19 protein-coding genes are annotated in these 16,734 nt (G+C 70.5%); 12 read left to right on the forward strand and 7 right to left on the reverse strand.

Going from position 1 to position 16,734, the window contains the following annotated elements; all coding sequences use genetic code 11:
* Positions 1–64 precede the first annotated feature (64 nt).
* The 3 genes from ACIBLA_RS32980 (at position 65) to ACIBLA_RS32990 (ending at position 2,916) form a co-directional block, all read left to right on the forward strand.
* Positions 65–400, forward strand: a complete 336-nt coding sequence (locus ACIBLA_RS32980; protein ID WP_363246606.1) for a metalloregulator ArsR/SmtB family transcription factor — start codon at positions 65–67, stop codon at positions 398–400.
* Positions 400–1,131 carry a cation transporter gene (locus ACIBLA_RS32985; RefSeq protein WP_363246607.1) on the forward strand — a complete coding sequence of 244 codons (732 nt, stop codon included), beginning with the start codon at positions 400–402 and terminating at the stop codon, positions 1,129–1,131. The genes ACIBLA_RS32980 and ACIBLA_RS32985 overlap by 1 nt, the downstream gene beginning before the upstream one ends.
* Before the next feature lie 192 nt (positions 1,132–1,323).
* Positions 1,324–2,916, forward strand: coding sequence for a DHA2 family efflux MFS transporter permease subunit (locus ACIBLA_RS32990; protein WP_399200756.1), 1,593 nt, complete (start codon positions 1,324–1,326; stop codon positions 2,914–2,916).
* Positions 2,917–3,016: 100 nt separating this feature from the next.
* Here the strand turns inward: ACIBLA_RS32990 and ACIBLA_RS32995 are convergent, their stop codons facing one another.
* The 3 genes from ACIBLA_RS32995 to ACIBLA_RS33005 all read right to left on the reverse strand — a co-directional run bounded on the left by ACIBLA_RS32995 (position 3,017) and on the right by ACIBLA_RS33005 (position 4,919).
* Complete coding sequence (locus tag ACIBLA_RS32995) at positions 3,017–3,502, reverse strand: SRPBCC family protein (RefSeq protein ID WP_399200757.1); 486 nt, start codon at positions 3,500–3,502, stop codon at positions 3,017–3,019.
* A gap of 58 nt (positions 3,503–3,560) precedes the next feature.
* Positions 3,561–4,436: a M48 family metalloprotease gene (locus ACIBLA_RS33000; RefSeq protein WP_363246788.1), complete on the reverse strand. Its 876-nt coding sequence runs from the start codon at positions 4,434–4,436 to the stop codon at positions 3,561–3,563.
* 120 nt (positions 4,437–4,556) lie between these two features.
* Positions 4,557–4,919: a BlaI/MecI/CopY family transcriptional regulator gene (locus ACIBLA_RS33005; RefSeq protein WP_363246789.1), complete on the reverse strand. Its 363-nt coding sequence runs from the start codon at positions 4,917–4,919 to the stop codon at positions 4,557–4,559.
* Positions 4,920–5,061: 142 nt separating this feature from the next.
* Here ACIBLA_RS33005 and ACIBLA_RS33010 point away from each other — a divergent pair, with 142 nt between their 5' ends.
* The 9 genes from ACIBLA_RS33010 to ACIBLA_RS33050 all read left to right on the forward strand — a co-directional run bounded on the left by ACIBLA_RS33010 (position 5,062) and on the right by ACIBLA_RS33050 (position 13,547).
* Entirely contained in the window at positions 5,062–6,228 is a 1,167-nt protein-coding gene (locus tag ACIBLA_RS33010; protein ID WP_363246790.1) for a hypothetical protein, read from the forward strand.
* A gap of 4 nt (positions 6,229–6,232) precedes the next feature.
* The gene (locus ACIBLA_RS33015) at positions 6,233–6,631 is read left to right on the forward strand and encodes an iron-sulfur cluster assembly scaffold protein (RefSeq protein WP_363246791.1); all 399 of its coding nucleotides are present in this window, start codon (positions 6,233–6,235) and stop codon (positions 6,629–6,631) included.
* Complete coding sequence (locus ACIBLA_RS33020; RefSeq protein ID WP_363246792.1) at positions 6,606–7,823, forward strand: cysteine desulfurase family protein; 1,218 nt, start codon at positions 6,606–6,608, stop codon at positions 7,821–7,823. Before ACIBLA_RS33015 ends, ACIBLA_RS33020 begins: the two co-directional genes overlap by 26 nt.
* Positions 7,824–7,900: 77 nt before the next feature.
* On the forward strand, positions 7,901–8,944 hold the full coding sequence (locus ACIBLA_RS33025; RefSeq protein WP_363246793.1) for a U32 family peptidase: 1,044 nt from the start codon (positions 7,901–7,903) through the stop codon (positions 8,942–8,944).
* Positions 8,945–8,959: 15 nt separating this feature from the next.
* Positions 8,960–9,799 (forward strand): hypothetical protein, encoded by an 840-nt coding sequence (locus ACIBLA_RS33030; RefSeq protein ID WP_363246794.1) that lies wholly within the window; start codon positions 8,960–8,962, stop codon positions 9,797–9,799.
* Positions 9,800–9,808: 9 nt separating this feature from the next.
* Positions 9,809–11,008: an acyl-CoA dehydrogenase family protein gene (locus ACIBLA_RS33035; protein WP_363246795.1), complete on the forward strand. Its 1,200-nt coding sequence runs from the start codon at positions 9,809–9,811 to the stop codon at positions 11,006–11,008.
* A complete protein-coding gene (locus tag ACIBLA_RS33040; RefSeq protein ID WP_399200758.1) occupies positions 11,005–11,307 on the forward strand; it encodes an acyl carrier protein in 303 nt (100 codons plus the stop codon). Before ACIBLA_RS33035 ends, ACIBLA_RS33040 begins: the two co-directional genes overlap by 4 nt.
* Positions 11,308–11,318: 11 nt before the next feature.
* Positions 11,319–12,995 (forward strand): AMP-binding protein, encoded by a 1,677-nt coding sequence (locus ACIBLA_RS33045; protein WP_399200759.1) that lies wholly within the window; start codon positions 11,319–11,321, stop codon positions 12,993–12,995.
* On the forward strand, positions 12,996–13,547 hold the full coding sequence (locus ACIBLA_RS33050) for a flavin reductase family protein (protein WP_399200760.1): 552 nt from the start codon (positions 12,996–12,998) through the stop codon (positions 13,545–13,547).
* 58 nt (positions 13,548–13,605) lie between these two features.
* Here the strand turns inward: ACIBLA_RS33050 and ACIBLA_RS33055 are convergent, their stop codons facing one another.
* From ACIBLA_RS33055 to ACIBLA_RS33070, 4 genes are read right to left on the reverse strand one after another with little or no spacing between them, the layout of a single operon-like run.
* Positions 13,606–14,364 carry an alpha/beta hydrolase gene (locus ACIBLA_RS33055; RefSeq protein ID WP_363246799.1) on the reverse strand — a complete coding sequence of 253 codons (759 nt, stop codon included), beginning with the start codon at positions 14,362–14,364 and terminating at the stop codon, positions 13,606–13,608.
* Between the two features lie 31 nt (positions 14,365–14,395).
* The gene (locus ACIBLA_RS33060; RefSeq protein WP_399200761.1) at positions 14,396–15,493 is read right to left on the reverse strand and encodes a branched-chain amino acid aminotransferase; all 1,098 of its coding nucleotides are present in this window, start codon (positions 15,491–15,493) and stop codon (positions 14,396–14,398) included.
* 31 nt (positions 15,494–15,524) lie between these two features.
* A complete protein-coding gene (locus ACIBLA_RS33065) occupies positions 15,525–15,908 on the reverse strand; it encodes a nuclear transport factor 2 family protein (protein ID WP_363246801.1) in 384 nt (127 codons plus the stop codon).
* A gap of 16 nt (positions 15,909–15,924) precedes the next feature.
* Complete coding sequence (locus tag ACIBLA_RS33070; RefSeq protein ID WP_399200762.1) at positions 15,925–16,707, reverse strand: thioesterase II family protein; 783 nt, start codon at positions 16,705–16,707, stop codon at positions 15,925–15,927.
* Positions 16,708–16,734 lie beyond the last annotated feature (27 nt).

Raw genomic sequence — 16,734 nt, forward strand, 5'->3', positions numbered from 1 at the left:
GCCTGACGGAAGCGATTGTCAGTTCAGAGTTTCCTGAATCCACGATTCTGTGTATGGTCAGCGTGTGCTGAACCTTGCCGCTGACATCGAGGTGCTGGCCCGCTTCGGGCGCGCGCTGGCAGATCCCCTCCGCTGCCGACTGCTGCTCGCGCTGCGTGAAGCCCCGGCACATCCCTCCGACTTGGCCGACACGCTGGGTATCTCCCGTACCCGGCTGTCGAACCATCTCGCCTGTCTGCGGGACTGCGGCCTGGTGGTCGCCGTCCCCGTCGGGCGCCGTGTGCGGTACGAGCTGGCCGACGAGCGCCTGGGGCATGCCCTGGACGATCTGCGGTCCGCCGTGGTGGCCGTGGCCGACGACCGCACATGCCCGGACGCCGAAGAGAAGGACTGCTGCTGATGACTGTTCAGGTGTCCCTCGGCTCCTCACCCGCACGACGGGACGTCCTGACCCGGCGTATCAGGCTGCTGGTCGCCGCGACGATCGTCTACAACGTGATCGAGGCGGTGGTCGCGATCACCGCCGGGACACTGGCCTCGTCGACCGCGTTGGTCGGCTTCGGCCTGGACTCGGTTGTCGAGGTGTCGTCGGCCGCGGCGGTGGCCTGGCAGTTCTCCGCGCGCGAGCACGCCGTACGGGAGGCGCGGGAGAAACGGACGCTGCGGATCATAGCGGTGTCGTTCTTCGCCCTCGCCGCGTACGTGAGCGTCGACGCCGTACGGGCCCTGACCGGCGACGGGGAGGCGGACAGCTCGGTCGTCGGCATCGCGCTGGCCGCGCTGTCGCTGGCGGTCATGCCGTTCCTCTCCGCCGCCCAGCGCCGGGCGGGCCGCGAGCTGGGGTCGGCGTCCGCCGTAGCGGACTCCAAGCAGACCCTGCTGTGCACCTATCTCTCCGCCGTCCTGCTGGTGGGCCTGGTGGCGAACGCGACCCTCGGCTGGTCGTGGGCGGACCCGGTGGCCGCCCTGGTCATCGCCGCGATCGCGGTCAAGGAGGGCAGGGAGGCGTGGCGCGGCGAGGGCTGCTGCGTCCCGGCCTCGGTCACCGTCGACGCGGACGCGGTCACCGCCGCCAAGGCGGACGCCGGGGACGCCTGCGGCTGCGCACCTGGATGCGACTGCTGCAACTGACCCCGGTCCGGGCGGAGTTGCCGCCCGACTGAATTCCGTACGGCCTCCGGGGGCCGCGCTTTACGACAAGGTGTCCCCCCCGTCGCTCAGGCACGCCCTCACACGGCCGCGACCGCGCCGGCTCCGGCGGTACTCGGAGCCGTACACCCCTCACATCGAACATCTCTCAACGTGCCCTGCCGAGGAGCAGATATGAGCATGCCCGAAAACGGGTCGACCGATCAGAAGGCCCCGGCCGAGAGCGGGTTGGTGCGTCGCCGCTGGCTCGCTCTGGCCGCCCCCGTCTTCGGACTGATGATCGTCGGACTGGACGCGACGATTCTGACCGTCGCCCTTCCGACTCTGGCCACCGACCTGGACGCGACCACCACCGAACTCCAGTGGTTCACGGACGGTTACACCCTTCCCTTCGCGGGTCTGCTCCTCGCGATGGGAGTGCTGGGTGACCGTATCGGCCGCCGACTGGTCCTGATCGGGGGTCTGTTGCTCTTCGGTGTGGGCTCCGCGCTCGTCATGGCGGTCGACACTCCGAACGGTCTGATCCTCGCCCGTGTCGTCATGGGCGCGGGCGCCGCGGCCATCACCCCGCTCGCCCTGTCGATCGTGCCGCTGATGTTCCCGCCCGAGGAGCGGTCGCGTGCGATGGCGATCGCCACCGCCGGATTCGCGCTCGGGCTGCCGCTCGGGCCGCTGGCGGGCGGGTGGCTGCTGAGCAACTTCTGGTGGGGTTCGATCTTCCTCATCAACATCCCGGTCATCGTCGTCGCCGTCGTGGGAATCCTGCTGTTCGTGCCGGAGACCCGCGACCCGAACGCCAAACGGCTCGACCTCGTCGGCGCCGCCCTGTCCCTGGTCGGTGTCTCCGCCTTCGTCTACGGCGTCATCGAGGTGCCGAACGCCGGGTGGTCCGACCCCCTCGTGCTGCTGACGATGATCGGCGGGATCGTCCTGATCGGGCTGCTGGTGGTCTGGCTGCGCCGCGCCGCCAACCCCCTGGTGGACCTCGGTTTCTTCCGTAACGCCCGCTACACCTGGTCCACCGTGGCGATCTCCTCGGTGATGTTCATCCTCTTCGGCGTCCTGTTCGTCGTGCCGCAGTTCCTCCAGCAGGTCCAGGGCAAGGACGCCATGGACACCGGGCTGCACCTGCTGCCCATGATCGGCGCCCTGGTGGTCGCCGCAGGTGTCGGAGGCCGGCTCGTGGGCCGTATCGGTACCAAGGCGATCGTCGCGATCGGCATGGTGCTGTGGGTCGTCGGCCTCGGCCTGCTGGCGACGGTGGAGGCCGACACCGACTTCCTCCTGACGGGCACCGCGCTGGCCGTCATGGGCGCCGCCCTGGGCTTCACGATGCCCACCACACTGGACGCCATCCTCAGCTCGCTGCCCGCCCACCAGATGGGAGCCGGATCGGCACTTGCCAACGCCTGTCGGCAGATCGGTGCCTCCGTCGGTGTCGCCGTTCTGGGCAGTTCGCTCAACTCGGTCTACCGCGGCAACGTCGAGGACGACATCCCCGCCGCGCTTCCGGCTCCGGCACGGGAGGCGATCGGCGACAACGTGGCGGGGGCCGCCAAGGCGGCGGAGAGTCTGCCCGCCGAGCAGGCCCGTGCCATCGCCGACTCGGCGCGCGACGCCTTCGTCGCAGGAATGTCGACGGTGGCGCTGATCTGCGCCGCGCTCGCCGCCGTCGTCGCGGTGCTGGTGGTGGCGCTGCTGCCGGCCCGCGCGAAGGAGCCGCTGGTCGGAGGAACGGCAGCGGAGGCCCAAGGGGCCACCGCCTAGCGGCACTTGTGGACCGTCCCGGAGACGTGCAGCGGGGGCGGACACCGTACGCGTACGGTGTCCGCCCCTCGGCGCGGCGGGCCGACCGCCGCGGCTCCGCTCAGGCAGACCGGTGTTCGCTCTCCAGCGTCTCCTTCAGACGCTGGAGAGTGACCTTCATCGTCCCGCGGTTGTGGGTGGCCCGGTCATGGATGCCGCTGACGCGCGGGCCGATGAAGTGCATGAGCCGTCCGCGCTGGTCGGTCCACGTCTCGGTGACCCTCGTCGCCCGGCCGGAGTCGAGAGGCTCGAAGTGGTAGCTCCAGATGGCGATGCGCAGTCCGACGGCGCGGGCGAGAAAGGTGAACTTCTCGCCCGGATCGGCCACCGTCACCGTGCAGTTGGTCGACCACGGACGGGCCTTGGCGGAGATGTTGTGGCCGGTGAAGCGCATCCCGGCCCGCAACTCCCCGGCCGTCTTGTCCTTCACGTCGCCGCCCGTGCACTCGGGGCTCCAACGGCCCATCCCGGCGACGTCGGTCACCGTGTCGTACACGACGCGCGGTGGGACGCCGATCTCTATCGTCTCGGACACGTGGTCGCTCATGTGCGTCTCTCTTCCAGGTCGGTCAGCAAAAAACCCCCGTGCGTCGCACGAGGGGCGGTCATCGGCAGATCCAGTTGCAGACGGCGGCGAGGGCGCCGATCGACGTCAGGGCCGTGGGGGCCGCGGCGAACGAACAGGCCGCGCCGAAGACCACGGAGGACGTGAGGGAGGTACAACATCGGACGTTGGTCAGCAGATGGCGGCGCCGGGCGGCGACCGGGCAGGGCGAACCGGCGTCCGGCTCCGGGCTCCTGCCCGGCGCCATCCGGGCCAGCGCCTGCGCGAGGGTGAGACGTCCGCACTTCACGCGGGCCGCGCAGTCCGCGCGCATCTCGATCAGGTTGCCTATACGGTCGCTGAAACGGAGGGTGAACCGTCCACGCGGCAGGGAGGTGCACAGCGCCTCGCTCAGCTGCGCCAGCAGATGATGACGCTGCCTCAGATGCGCCTGCTCGTGCGCGAGGACCGACTGCACCTCCTCGCGGGTGAACTCCGCCAGGACGACATCGGAGATGACGGTGTGCCCGCGGTGTGCCCCACGGCCCGGAACGCTGTAGGCGAGCGGCTGCCGGCTGGGCAGGACGACCGCCGACAGATGCTGCGCCGCGACCCCGAACAACTCCAGGAGTGCCACGTGCCGTTCACGCCGCTTGCGCGCCCGGCGGCCCACCTGGACGTAGGCCGCGATCACCCGGAAGATGAAGATCCAGGCGAGGACCACGGCCGACGCGTCGGCAGGCAGCCGTAGTGTCCGATGGGTCAGGATCTCCTCCAGCCCCGCGAACAGGGCGTAGGTCCCGCACAGCAGTGCGCTCAGCCCGCCGACGCATCCTGCGAGCCACAGGCACAGCGCCGCGCACGGGGCCCGCTGCGGCCAGCGCGCCGAGGTGACCACAGTGGTCGCTGTGGCGATCAGCAGCACGGACAACAGCACAAGACAGAGCGCATCCACGTAACCCCCCGTTACATCGATCGTTTTGTCGCGCCGGTGGGCTGAACGACCCCTCGTTCAGCCGGCCGCCGCACCCACTGCGGCAGCCGCGCGGTTCCTACGTCACCTCGTGTCGCGGTCCTGCTGGTTGAGCGTCTCGGCCAGTGCGGCCCGTGCTTCGGGACTGATGACGTCGACGAACCGGAGCATCGCCTCGTGCTCGTCCCCGGCGATGCCCAGAGCGTCGGTCATGAGCTCGGCGAACATCTCCTCACGGGTGGCGACGGCACTGAACCGGTGGGCCCGGGTGTGTGAATCCTGGGTGACCAGGCCCTTGCGCGCGAGGCGCTGAAGGGTGGTCATGACGGTGGTGTACGCGAGTTGTCTTTCGGCCAGCGCCTCATGGACCTCGCGCACGGTCTGCGGCTGACCGGACTGCCACAGAGCATCCAGAACCGCTCGCTCAAGGTCGCCCAGTCTCGCCATGGCGATCAGCATAGGACATTCGGGCGGCGCTTGACTATCCACGTAGTACTACTGCGATAGTAGCCATCGCCGCGGTCGGACTCGATCACCGATACCCGACCGTGCGCCGCAACTTCTGCTGCCAGAATTCCAGGGGGATTCAATGGAACTCGCTGCCATGCTCGGCTGTCCCGACGCCGCCTACCGTCAGCCGGCCCAGGAATGGGAAGCCTCGGTGACCGAGGCCCTGCGGGGCGCCTTCGCCGCGCACGCCGAACACAACGCCTTCTACCGCGCCCAGGCCGACGCACTGGGCATCAAGCCGGACGACATCGCGACACTCGCCGACCTGGTGAAGATCCCGCTGCTGCCGGTCCGGATGTTCAAGCAGCCCGACGCGCATGTGCTGATGACCGCCTCGCTGACCGACGTCGAGCTGGAGATCCGCAGCACCGGCACCGGCGGTGTGCCCAGCGTGGCGCGCCGCGACGTGACCACCGTCAGCCGTGTGATGAGCGCGATCTTCGCCCAGTACCGGGAGTTCTTCCAGGTCGGAAAGGGCGCGGGACTCTTCCTGTGCCCGTCCACCGCGGAGACGCCCGAGATGGGGATGGTCAAGGCGTTCAACGTCCTCAACGGGCTGCTCGACGTACACGCCTATGTGGTGCGCGACTACGCGTTCGACCCGCAGGAGGCCATCGGTCTGCTCGACTCGTGGGAGGAGTCGATGACGCGCCACATCATCGGCCCGCCGTTCCTCGTCGGCCGGCTGCTGCGCTTCCTGGAGCTGGAGGACATCACCCTCAAGCTCGACCCCGACTCGCTCGTCATCACGCTGGGCGGCTGGAAGCGGTACACCGGAGAGAGCATCAGCCGGGAAGAGTTCAACGCCAAGATCGAGAAGTACCTCGGCATACCCGCAGACCGGGTCCGCGACATGTACGGCATGATCGAGTCGAACATGCTGGCCATCGAGTGCGAGCACCACCGCAAGCACGTGCCGCCGTGGTCGTACATCAGCATCCGCGACGTCGAGAACACGGACGTCGAACTGGCGCCGGGCAAGACCGGCGTGATCGCCCTGCTCGACGCCCTCAGCTCCTCCTACCCGGCGTTCATCCTCAGCGAGGACGTCGGCGAGGTCGACCACACACCGTGCCCGTGCGGCCGGACCGGCCAGACGGTCTCCTTCCGCCGGCGCCTCCAGGGCGCCGAACTCGGCTGCTGCGCGGTGAGCATCGAGAAGTTCATCGACAGCCAGGAGATCGTCGCCGAGTGCGAGGTCCCCGCCGCTGCCGATGCCGCCGCCACCGCTTCCGTGGAGGGCTGAACACGTGCCGCGCTACAGCCCCACCGTGGTGGACCACTTCACCACCCCGCGCAACCCCGGCGAACTGGAGAACCCCGACGTACGGGCGTTCATCGGCAACCCGGTCTGCGGAGACCAGATCATGCTCACCGCCGCCGTCAATGACGGCCGGGTGACCGAGATCCGCTTCCGCGCCCACGGCTGCGCCGCCTCCCTCGCCGCGGCGAGCGTCATCACCGAGGCCGCCCTCGGCAGCGAACTGCGGGAAATCCAGGCGTGGGACGACGAGCGGGTGGAAACGCTCCTCGGCGGCCTGGCCCCCGACCAGCGACATGTGGCCGCCCTCGGCCGACAGGTGGCACACCGCCTGGTCAGCAACCACCAGGACGGAGTGGACGATGACGCACCCCTCATCTGTGCGTGACCCGCTGCCGGCCCTGCCGGACCCGACGGGCATCTATCTCGACCACGCCGCCACCAGCCCGGTCTGCCCCGAAGCGGCCGAGGCCGTACTGCGCGGCATGCGCATCACCGGCAACCCCTCCAGCCGGCACGCCGCGGGCGACAAGGCCAAGGAGGCGCTGGAATCCTCCCGCGTCCAGCTGGCCGAACTGCTGGACTGCTCGGCGGACGACGTCGTGTTCACCGGCGGCGGGTCCGAGGCCGACGCGCTGGCCGTCTGCGGCACCGTCCTGGCCGCCGCCGACCGCCGCGTCCATGTGATCACCACGGCGATCGAGCACTCCGCCGTCCTCGAATCCTGCGCGTTCGCCGCCGAGTTGGGCGCCGAGGTCACCATCGTCGGCCCGGACTCCCGAGGCTGGATCGACCCCGACGACATCCGGCGGGCGCTGCGCCCGAACACCGCCCTCGTGTCGGTGATGCACGCCAACAACGAGACGGGTGTCCTCCAACCCGTCGCCGACATCGCGGAGATCGCCCACGGGGCGGGCGCGCTGATGCACACCGACGCCGTGCAGACCGCCGGCAAGGTGAGCCTCGCGGACATCGGTGCGGACCTGGTGTCGGTCTCGGCCCACAAGTTCTACGGCCCCAAGGGCGTCGGCGCGCTCAAAGTCGCCCCGCACGTCACGCTGTCCCCGCTGATCCGGGGCGGCAGCCAGGAACACGGACTGCGAGCCGGAACCGAGAACGTCCCCGGCATCCTCGGCATGGCCGCGGCGGCCACCGAGGCCCTGCGGCACCTCGCCGACCCGGCCTTCGAGGAACACCGCCGGACCCTGCGGACCGCCCTGCTCACCGCACTGCGCGAGGCGGACGGCCTTGAGGTCAACGGCCACGGCGCCCCGTGCGTCCCCGAGACCCTCAACGTCTCGTTCACCGGCATCCGCGGCGACACCCTCGTCGACGTCCTGGCCGTCCACGGCATCTGCGTCTCGGCCGGATCCGCCTGCCACGCGGGCAGCGACGAGCCCTCGCACGTCCTGACCGCCATGGGCATCGCGGCCGAACGGGCGCGCTCCTCCATACGGTTCAGCCCCGGCCGCACCACCACGCTCGCCGACATCGCCGAGGCCGCCACGGCCACCGTCGAAGCCGTCGGCAAGCTGCGCGCACTCGGCCCGGCCCTCGTACCGCAACCCAGCCACGCCTAGGAGACCGGTGCGCACCAACGAGACCCGGCCCACCGGGCACTCCACCAGCGGCCACACCGCGAGGCGGGAGTGGACCGATGGCTGACATCACCGACCAGTGGGCGCTCGCGCCCCCGCACACCACCCGTGAGGCACCGTTCGTCGCGGTGCCCGACCCCGCCGCCGCGGCACGGGTCGCGCTGGACGCGCCCGTACGGAACCTGCAGATGCTGGAACTGCAGATCACCGGCGGCGCCACCGAGATCTACCTGGCGCACCGCACCCCGGCCGGACAGGACACCAGCTTCGACGCCCTGCCCGGCACCCGCGACGGAGACCCCACACAGGTCTCCAACCGGCGCCTGCTCAAAGAGATCATCACCCAGGCCCACGCCGCGGGCCTGCGGGTCCACCTCGGCGTGGACGCGCCGGCCGTCCCCGCCGAGGCGCGCACCGCGTATCTGACCCATGTCGAACAGGGCATCGAGGCAGGCGCCGACACCGTCATCGTCGGCGCCCTGCCCGCGGCCCGGTGGATCGCCGACGCCCACCCCGGCATCCCGCTGGTGGCCGGCGCCGCCCTGGGGGTGACGACCGTCGCGTACGCGGAGCACCTGCGAGCCGCCTACGGAGTACGGCGCGTCGTGATGCCCCACGCCGCGACGCTGGACGAGATCGCCGCGTTCTGCGCGGTGGAGGGCCTGGAGGTCGAAGTACCGGTGCAGACCGGCTCCGGAGCCGACTGCCACCACTGCCGGCTGCCCGACCAGCCGGGCTCAGGCCTCGGCTGCCGGGCCGGCTACCAGGAACCGCTCCAGATCGGCACCGGCCCCGGCGACCTCGGAGGATTCCTCGACGGAGCCTCCGACTGCGCCCTGTGCGACATCCCGTCCCTGGTGGCCCTCGGTGTCGCCGCCTTGCAGATCCCCGGCCGGGAGAGCCCCATCGTCCGCCAGAACGCCAAGGTCACCCAGATGTACCGGCGGGCACTGGACGGTGTGGCCAAGGGCTGGAGCACCAAGCAGACCGTCGCCGACATCGACCGTACCGAGCTGACGTGGCAGATGGGCTGGGTGCCGCGCATGTGCGAGCAGCGGCGCTGCCGCTTCCGCGACACCCCTCAACGCCGCGCCCACGTGTGAGCCGGGAGACGATCCATGACCGTTGAAATACGCCTGACCACACCGGCTCGGCTGACGGAAGTCCTCGACCTGCCCGTCGACGCCGTCAGCATCGGGCAGGAGGGCTGCGCCGCGAAGCTGCCGGAGCCGGCGGTACTGCGCGAGGCGGTCGGACGCGTCCGTGCCGCCGGACTCCGGGCCGGTCTCGTCCTGCCCGCCGGATGGCAGCGCGGCGCCGCCGACCTCGTCACCCTCACCACCGCACTGGCCGAGGACGGACCGCTCACCGTGAGCGTCAACGACCTGGGCACCCTGGCCGTACTCGCCGCGCGGTCCCTGCCGAACTGCGAACTCGCGGTGGGACTGGCCCTGTTCCCCGGACGACCGCACCACTCCGCCGAAGCCCCCCGTGGCCCGCTGGAAGCGGCCGTGTACGAGGACGGCTACCTCGCCGAACTCGAAGAGTTCGGGGTACGGATCCTGGAGACGGATGCCGACGCCGTCGTACCCGAACGGCCCGGCTGGTCGACCCGGCGCCTCGCCGACGTCACACCGGTGGCCTGGGCCCGCTCCTGCCCCACCGCCCGCCACCACCAACAGGCCCCGCCGGACTGTCACACCCTGTGCGACACCCCCACCAGCCTGGTCGCCGCCCAGCGGTGGCAGCTCGGGCACGGCCACCGCGAGCCCATCCCGGTCGCCGACCGCCCCCGCCAAGTGCCGCTGACGGTGTACGGCAACGCCGTCTACGCCACCTCGACCACCGCAACGCCCCAGGGGGACGACGTCATCATCGACGCCCGTTTCCACGCCCCGGACGCACTGGCCGACCGCATCACCACCCTCCGTCCCCATGCGACGGCGGCGTCTTTCTAGGAGACCGTCATGGTTGACCTCGCTTTGAGCAGTGATCAGCAGGACATCGTCGACCAGGCACGGGCGGTGGCCCGCCGCTGCCTGGCACCCCGCGCCACCACCCACGACCGCACCGCCGACTTCCCCCGCGAGAACATCGCCGACCTGCACGAGGCCGGACTGCTCGGGCTGCTCGTCCCCGAGGAGTACGGCGGCACCGGCGCCGACCTGACCGCGTGGGGACTGGCCGTCGCCGAACTCGCCGAAGCCTGCGGATCCACCGCCCTGATCTTCGCGATGCACTCGGGCGCCGCGCGGCTGCTCGCCGCCGACGCCGGCACCAACCCCGTCGCGGCACGGATCCTCAAGGAGATCTGCGCCGACGGCCGACTGCTGAGCTGGGCATTCTCCGAACCCGGAACCGGCGGCAACATCCTCAACCCCCAACTGCGCGCCACCCACGACGGCGACCAGGTGCATCTCGTCGGCACCAAGGCGTTCTGCACCGGAGCCGGCCACGCCGACTACTACGTCATCAACGCCCACAGCGGCGAAACCGAATTCCGCCGCAGCCAGACCATGGCCCTGCTGCCCGCCGGCCAGGACGGCCTCACGGTCAAGGAGACCTGGGACGCGATGGGCATGCGCGCCAACAGCGCCAACACCCTCCTCCTCAACTGCCGTATCCCGGCGGAGAACTGCGTCGGCGGCCACGGCGGCGGCATGCCCCTGCTCACCCACGCCCTCCCGGCACTCATCCTGGGACTGGCCGCCGCGTCCCTCGGAATCGCCCGCGCCGCCCAGAACTTCGCCAACAACCACGTCATGCGCCGCACCCTCGCCCCGACCGGCCAGAGCCTGGCCGCCTTCCAGGGCGTACGACTGCACGTCGCGGACATGGCCACCACCGTGCACACCGCCCGACTGTCCCTCCTGCACGGCGCGTGGACGGCGGAGAACGACCGACTCGAAGCACTCGGCGCCCTCAACATGACCAAGTACGTGTGCAACCGGGCCGCCATCACCGTCGCCGACACCGCCATGCAAGTCACCGGCGGCCACGGCTTCCTGCGCTCCAACCCCCTCGAACGCCACTACCGCGACGCCCGCGCCGGCGCCGTCATGGGCGCCAACCTCGACGCGCTGCGCGACATGATCGGCAAGGCCGCCCTGGGCCTGGACCCCCGCAGCGACACCATTCCCGCACCCACAGGAGAGACCCGGCCGTGACCACTCCACCCGCCGTCCCGACCGACGCGGACATTCTCGGCACCCTGCGCGAGGCGCTGGCCGAACTCCTCGAACCGGCGGACCTCGCCCAGGTCGACCTCGACTCGATCGGCCCCACCACACCGCTGCTCAGCCTGCCGCTGGACTCCATCACCCTGGTCGCGGCGATGACACGGGTCGAGAACGAGTTCGAGGTCTTCATCCCCGAGCAGAAGGCGTTCGGCTTCCAACAGGTCGGCGACATCGCCGACTTCGTCCGCGAGCGGGTCCAGGCCAAAGCCGCCCGCGCCGCCAAGTGAAGGACCAGTCCATGGCCGTCCACACCATCGACGAACACCAGCTGGACTACCGGACCATCGGCGACCACAGCGCGGGCGTCACCGTCCTCGACTCCCGCGGCGTCACCGCCGAAGTCACCTACGCGGAACTCGACGCACGCGCACGCGGCGCCGCCGGCGCGCTGCTGGCCCGCGGACTGGTCCCCGGCGACCGGATCCTGCTCCCGCTGCCGACCGGAACCGACCACCTCACCGCGCTGCTGGGCTGTCTGCTCGCCGGCTTCGTCCCCTGCACGATCGTCGTCCCCGGCAACCCCGACGACCCCGCGTCGACGGCCATGCGCCAGTACGCGGCCGTGGTGGGCGTGACTGAACCGGCGGCCGTCATCGCCCCGGACCCGGAGACGGCCGCCGCGCTCGCCGCCGTCCCAGGGCCCACATACCTGAGCGTCGCCGATCTTGACCACCCGGCGCTTCCGGTGGGGGAGTTGCCCGTACGCCGCCCCGACGACCCCCATCACATCCAGCTCACGTCCGGCTCCACCAGCGCCCCCAAGGCGGCGGTGCTGACCTGCGCCCAGGTCACGGCCAACGTCCGGGCCATCCACACGGCGCTGGACATGACGCCGGAGCGCGACCGCGTCTGCCACTGGCTGCCGCTCCACCACGACATGGGCTTCATCCTCACGCTGTCGACCCTGACCAAGGGGGTCCCGCTGGATCTGATGCCGTCCATCAGCTTCCTGCGCGACCCGCTGTCCTGGATGCGGCACATGTCCGGGCGCGGCGCGACCATCACCACCGCACCCCCATTCGGATACCGCACCGCCACCGACCGCTACCGCCGCACCCCCGACCCCGATCTCGACCTCTCCCGTCTACGGCAGGCGTACGTCGGGGCCGAACCCATCCCGCTGGGCGTGCTGACGGACTTCCGCGACACGTTCGCCAAGCACGGGTTCGCCGAAGAGACCTTCATCCCCTGCTACGGCATGGCCGAGACCGTCCTGGCCGCCACCATGGCCCTCGACCGCCGGGCGGCGGGTGAGCTGAGCTGGGGCCGTACGAAGGCCGTACGGCTCGACCGCGAGGACCTGCACCACAACAACAAGGTCACCGACTGCGCCGGAGACCGGCCCTCCCTCACCGTCGTCGCCTGCGGACGGCCCCTCGGCGGACTGACCGTCGAAATCCGCGACACCGACGGCACCTCGCTCCCGGACGACGAGATCGGCGAGATCCATCTGCGCGGCGACTTCGTGATGGCCGGATACCTCGGCCCCGGCGGGGTACCCCGTCCCCTCGACAACCGCACCCACGCCACCGGCGACCTCGGTTTCACACGGGACGGGGACCTCTACATCGTCGGCCGCGTCAAGGAACTCGTCATCGTCAACGGCCGCAACCTGCCGCCGTACGACGTGGAGCAGAGCATCGAGACGCACCCGGACATCGACGCCGGCAACAGCGCCGTCTTCTCCCACACGGACGACACCGGCGAACGCGTGACCGCCGTCGTCGAGACCCGCGTTCGCGCAGACGACCACGACCGGATCCGACGCGAAGTCGCCATGCTCGTACGCCAGTCGTACGGCTTCAACCTCCACGAGGTGATCGTCCTCAAACGTGGCGGCATCCCGCGTACCACCAGCGGCAAACGCCGCCGCGGTCAGCTTCGCGACCACTACCTGACCGGAGGGTCGGCCTAAATGACGCACAGCACCGTGCCCCGTCCGCCACAGCCCGTGCGGACCGCACCCGACGAACAGCGTCAGCGGCGGTTCCGCCGTGTCATGGCCGAACTGCCCGCCGGCGTCACGGTGCTGACCACCACATCCCCCCATGGACCCGTCGGCATGACCACCAGCGCCGTCACCTCGCTGTCCATGGACCCCATGCTCGTCCTGGCCTGTCTGCACCACCGCTCCGGCACACTGGACCTGATCCTGCGTCACCAGGCGTTCGCGGTGAACGTCCTGCCGGACACGATGGACGACATTTCGCAGATCTTCGCCGAAAAGCCGTTGCTGGAGCGGTTCTCCGGCGTACCGCACCACTACGAGGACACCGTGCCCGTCCTGGACGACGCGCTCGCCTCGATCACCTGCCGGGTGCACACCACGTATCCCGGCGGGGACCACACCATCCTCATCGGCTCCGTCACGAATGCCGACGCGGACACTGACGCCGCCGGCGACGCCGAGCGAGGACGAGGCCGGCCCCTGGTACGTCACCGGGGCGCGTACCGGGGCCTCACCTGACCGAGTCTGCCGACGGCAGGTCCCCCCGCCCGCTGTCGGCAGGCTCCTCCCACCGGAGTCAGGGGGATGCGACCAGGAAGTCCCTGAGGAGCGCCGACGTCTCATCGGGCCGCTCAAGACTCGGCAGGTGACTGCCCCAGGGCAGGTGCACATGCCGGGTGTCGGCGAGCCGTACGGCCAGATCGGCGGCGACCTGCTGGAAGTAGTCCAGGTCCAGCGCGCCCGACACCACCAGGGTCCGCGCCTTGATCGCCGACAGGTCGCTCTCCTCCTCCACCTGGTCGAACTCCTCTTCCGCGGCGAGCTGCACCTCGTACGCGTGCCGCTGCATGCCCCGCACCTTCTCGCGCACCTCGTCGCCGGCCTCCGGGCTGAGCCAGGTGCGTACGTTCAGCTCGACCGCGCCGTCCAGGTCGTCGGCGTCGATCAGCGTCTCCTCCTCCTCGTCGAAGGCGTCCAGCTCCGCGGTGGGCTCATGGAACGGCGATCCGGCGCACAGCAGCGCCAGCGCGCTCACCCGGCCCGGCCAGCGGGCCGCGAACTCGACGGCGACCCGGCCTCCGTAGGAGGAGCCGACGACGGCCGCCCGGTCGATGTCCAGCGCGTCCAGCAGCGCGAGCACGTCGTCGGCGTCGTTGTTGGGCCGGTCCGGTACGGGAGTCTCCCCGTATCCCCGGAAGTCGCAGCGCACGACGCGGAATCCGGCGTCCAGGAGCACCGCCCACTGGGGGTCCCACATGCGCCGGTCGCACACGGAGGAGTGCAGCAGGACGACCGTGTCGCCGGCACCCGCCACGTCATGGGAGAGCAACGTCATGTTTGTTGTGCCTTCTTTCCGCTGGTTCGGATCAGGTGGTGCTGGGCGTGGGGGACCGGTGGGCGGGCCGCGTGTGCAGCCGCATCCAGCCGTGTGGGTCGGCCGCGTGGCCGTGATGCAGATCGGTGAGCGCGTCGCGGAGCGCCAGGGTCACCGGGCCGGGCTTCGCGCCGCCGATCAGCCAGCCCTCCCCGCCGTCGCGTACCTCGCCGACGGGTGTTACCAGGGCGGCGGTGCCGCACGCGAACGTCTCGGTGATCACACCCGCCTCGCTCTCGGCCCGCCACTGCTCCACGGAGATCCGCTCCTCACGGACCGTGTGGCCGGACCCGGCCAGGAGGGTCAGCAGGGAATCGCGGGTCACTCCGGGGAGCAGTGTCCCCGTGAGGGGAGGTGATACGACGTCGGCCGACGGGCCCGAACCGCGCACGAAGAACAGGTTCATTCCACCCATCTCCTCGACCCATCGCCGCTCCACCGGGTCCAGCCAGACGACCTGCCGGCATCCCGCGTCGGCCGCCGCCTGCTGTGCGAGGAACGCGCCCGCGTAGTTCCCGGCGCACTTCGCCTCTCCCGTGCCGCCCGGAGCGGCGCGTGAGAAGTCCCGGCTGATCAGCACGGACACCGGGTCCGGCTGGTCGGAGAAGAAGCCGCCGGTGACGAAGGCGATCAGCAGGAACATGTACTCCCGCGCCGGCCGCAGCGCCAGGCACGGCTCCGTCGCGAAGAGCACCGGCCGCAAATACAGGCTGAGATGGGGATCGTCGGCCGGCAGCACACCACCGTCCGCCGCGACGAGTGCGTCCACGGCCTCCAGGAACAGCTCCTCGGGCAGCTCGGGCATCGCCAGGCGCCGGGCGGAGAGCTGGAAACGGCGCGCGTGCGCGTCGGGCCGGAACGTACCGAGTCCGCCGTCCGCCAGCCGGTGCGACTTCAGCCCCTCGAACACCACTTGGCCGTAGTGCAGCCCGGCCATGGCGGGGCTGAAGGCCAGATCACCGTACGGCAGCAGCTCCGGCCGCCCGGACCAGCCGCCCTCGGCACTCCATCTCAACGTGACCATGTGGTCCGTGAACCGCTCGCCGAAACCGGTGTTGGCGGTCCCGGCGCCGCTCGTGATCCGTGCCATGGTCAACTCCTCTCGTTCGGATCGAACCCACTCACACCGACGGCGCGAAGAAGAAAGTGTCCCGGCTCCGGAAGGCCCCCGAGTCGGAGAAGACGAAGAAGTCGGCGAACCGCACCGAGACCTCACGCCCGTCGTGCAGCACGCCTTCGAACGTGCCGTGCACGGCCCCCTCGTCGCCCTGAACGAGATGCGACGACAGCGCGTGCCGACCCTCCTTTATCACTCGTTGCTCCCGGTAGAAGCGCTCCAACTCGGCGGTGCCGACGAGAGGTTCGTAACCAGGACGACGGTAGACCGCATCCGGTGCGAAAAGTGCCACCAGCCCGGATACGTCACCCGCGTCCACCAGTTCGTAGTAGCGCTGGATCTGCCGCAGCCGGGTGTCGCCGCCGGACACTCCGTCGGAAGAAGTCATCTCCGGTGTCCCCTCGTCAGATGGCTGATGGTTGGGAGATGGCGGCCCGACGAACGATGCCGGCGACGTCGTCCAAGTGCTCGTGCAGGAAGAAGTGACCGCCGAGGAAGGTCGCGACACGGAATTCGGCGTCGGTCAGCTCCCGCCATCCCCGCAGAGCCTCGTCGTCGCCCGCCGGGTCCTCCGTGCCGCCGAGCGCGGTGACGGGCACGGGCAGCGGCGGCCGTTCGGTGAACTCGTGTGTCTCGCAGACCTGGTAGTCCGCCCTGATCACGGGGAGCAGCAGTTCCAGCAGCTCCGGGTGGTCCAGCACCTCGCCGGCCGTGCCCTGGAGGGCCTTGATGTGCTGGACGAGCCGGTCGTCCGACAGTGTGTACACCTGGCCGCCGCGGGAGCGGGGCGACAGCTGGGGCGCCGCGTACCCGGACACCACGAGATGCACGGGCGGGCGTCCGAGGCGGACCAGCTCATGCGCGAGCTCGTACGCCAGAAGCGCACCCATGCTGTGGCCGAAGAGAGCGAAGGGCTTGTCCGCCCGCTCCAGCAGGGGCCCGGCGAGCGCTTCGACGTTCTCGGTTGCCGAGGTGACGAGCGGCTCGGCGAACCGGGCGCCTCTGCCGGGGAGTTCCACCGGTACCACCTCGACGTCCCCGCCGATCGTGGACTGCCAGTCCCGGTACGTCGCGGCGCCGGCGCCCGCGTGGGGCAGGCAGAAGAGTTGAGCCGTCGCATCCGGTGCGGTCGCCGTCGGCGGGAACCAACGGCTTGCGCCGGGCCGCGGCTCGGGCTGGGGTTTCACATGCGCTCCCAAGAAGGTCGTGGGTGA

Origin of the sequence: Streptomyces sp. NPDC050433, assembly GCF_044458565.1 — a bacterium.
Lineage (GTDB): Bacteria > Actinomycetota > Actinomycetes > Streptomycetales > Streptomycetaceae > Streptomyces.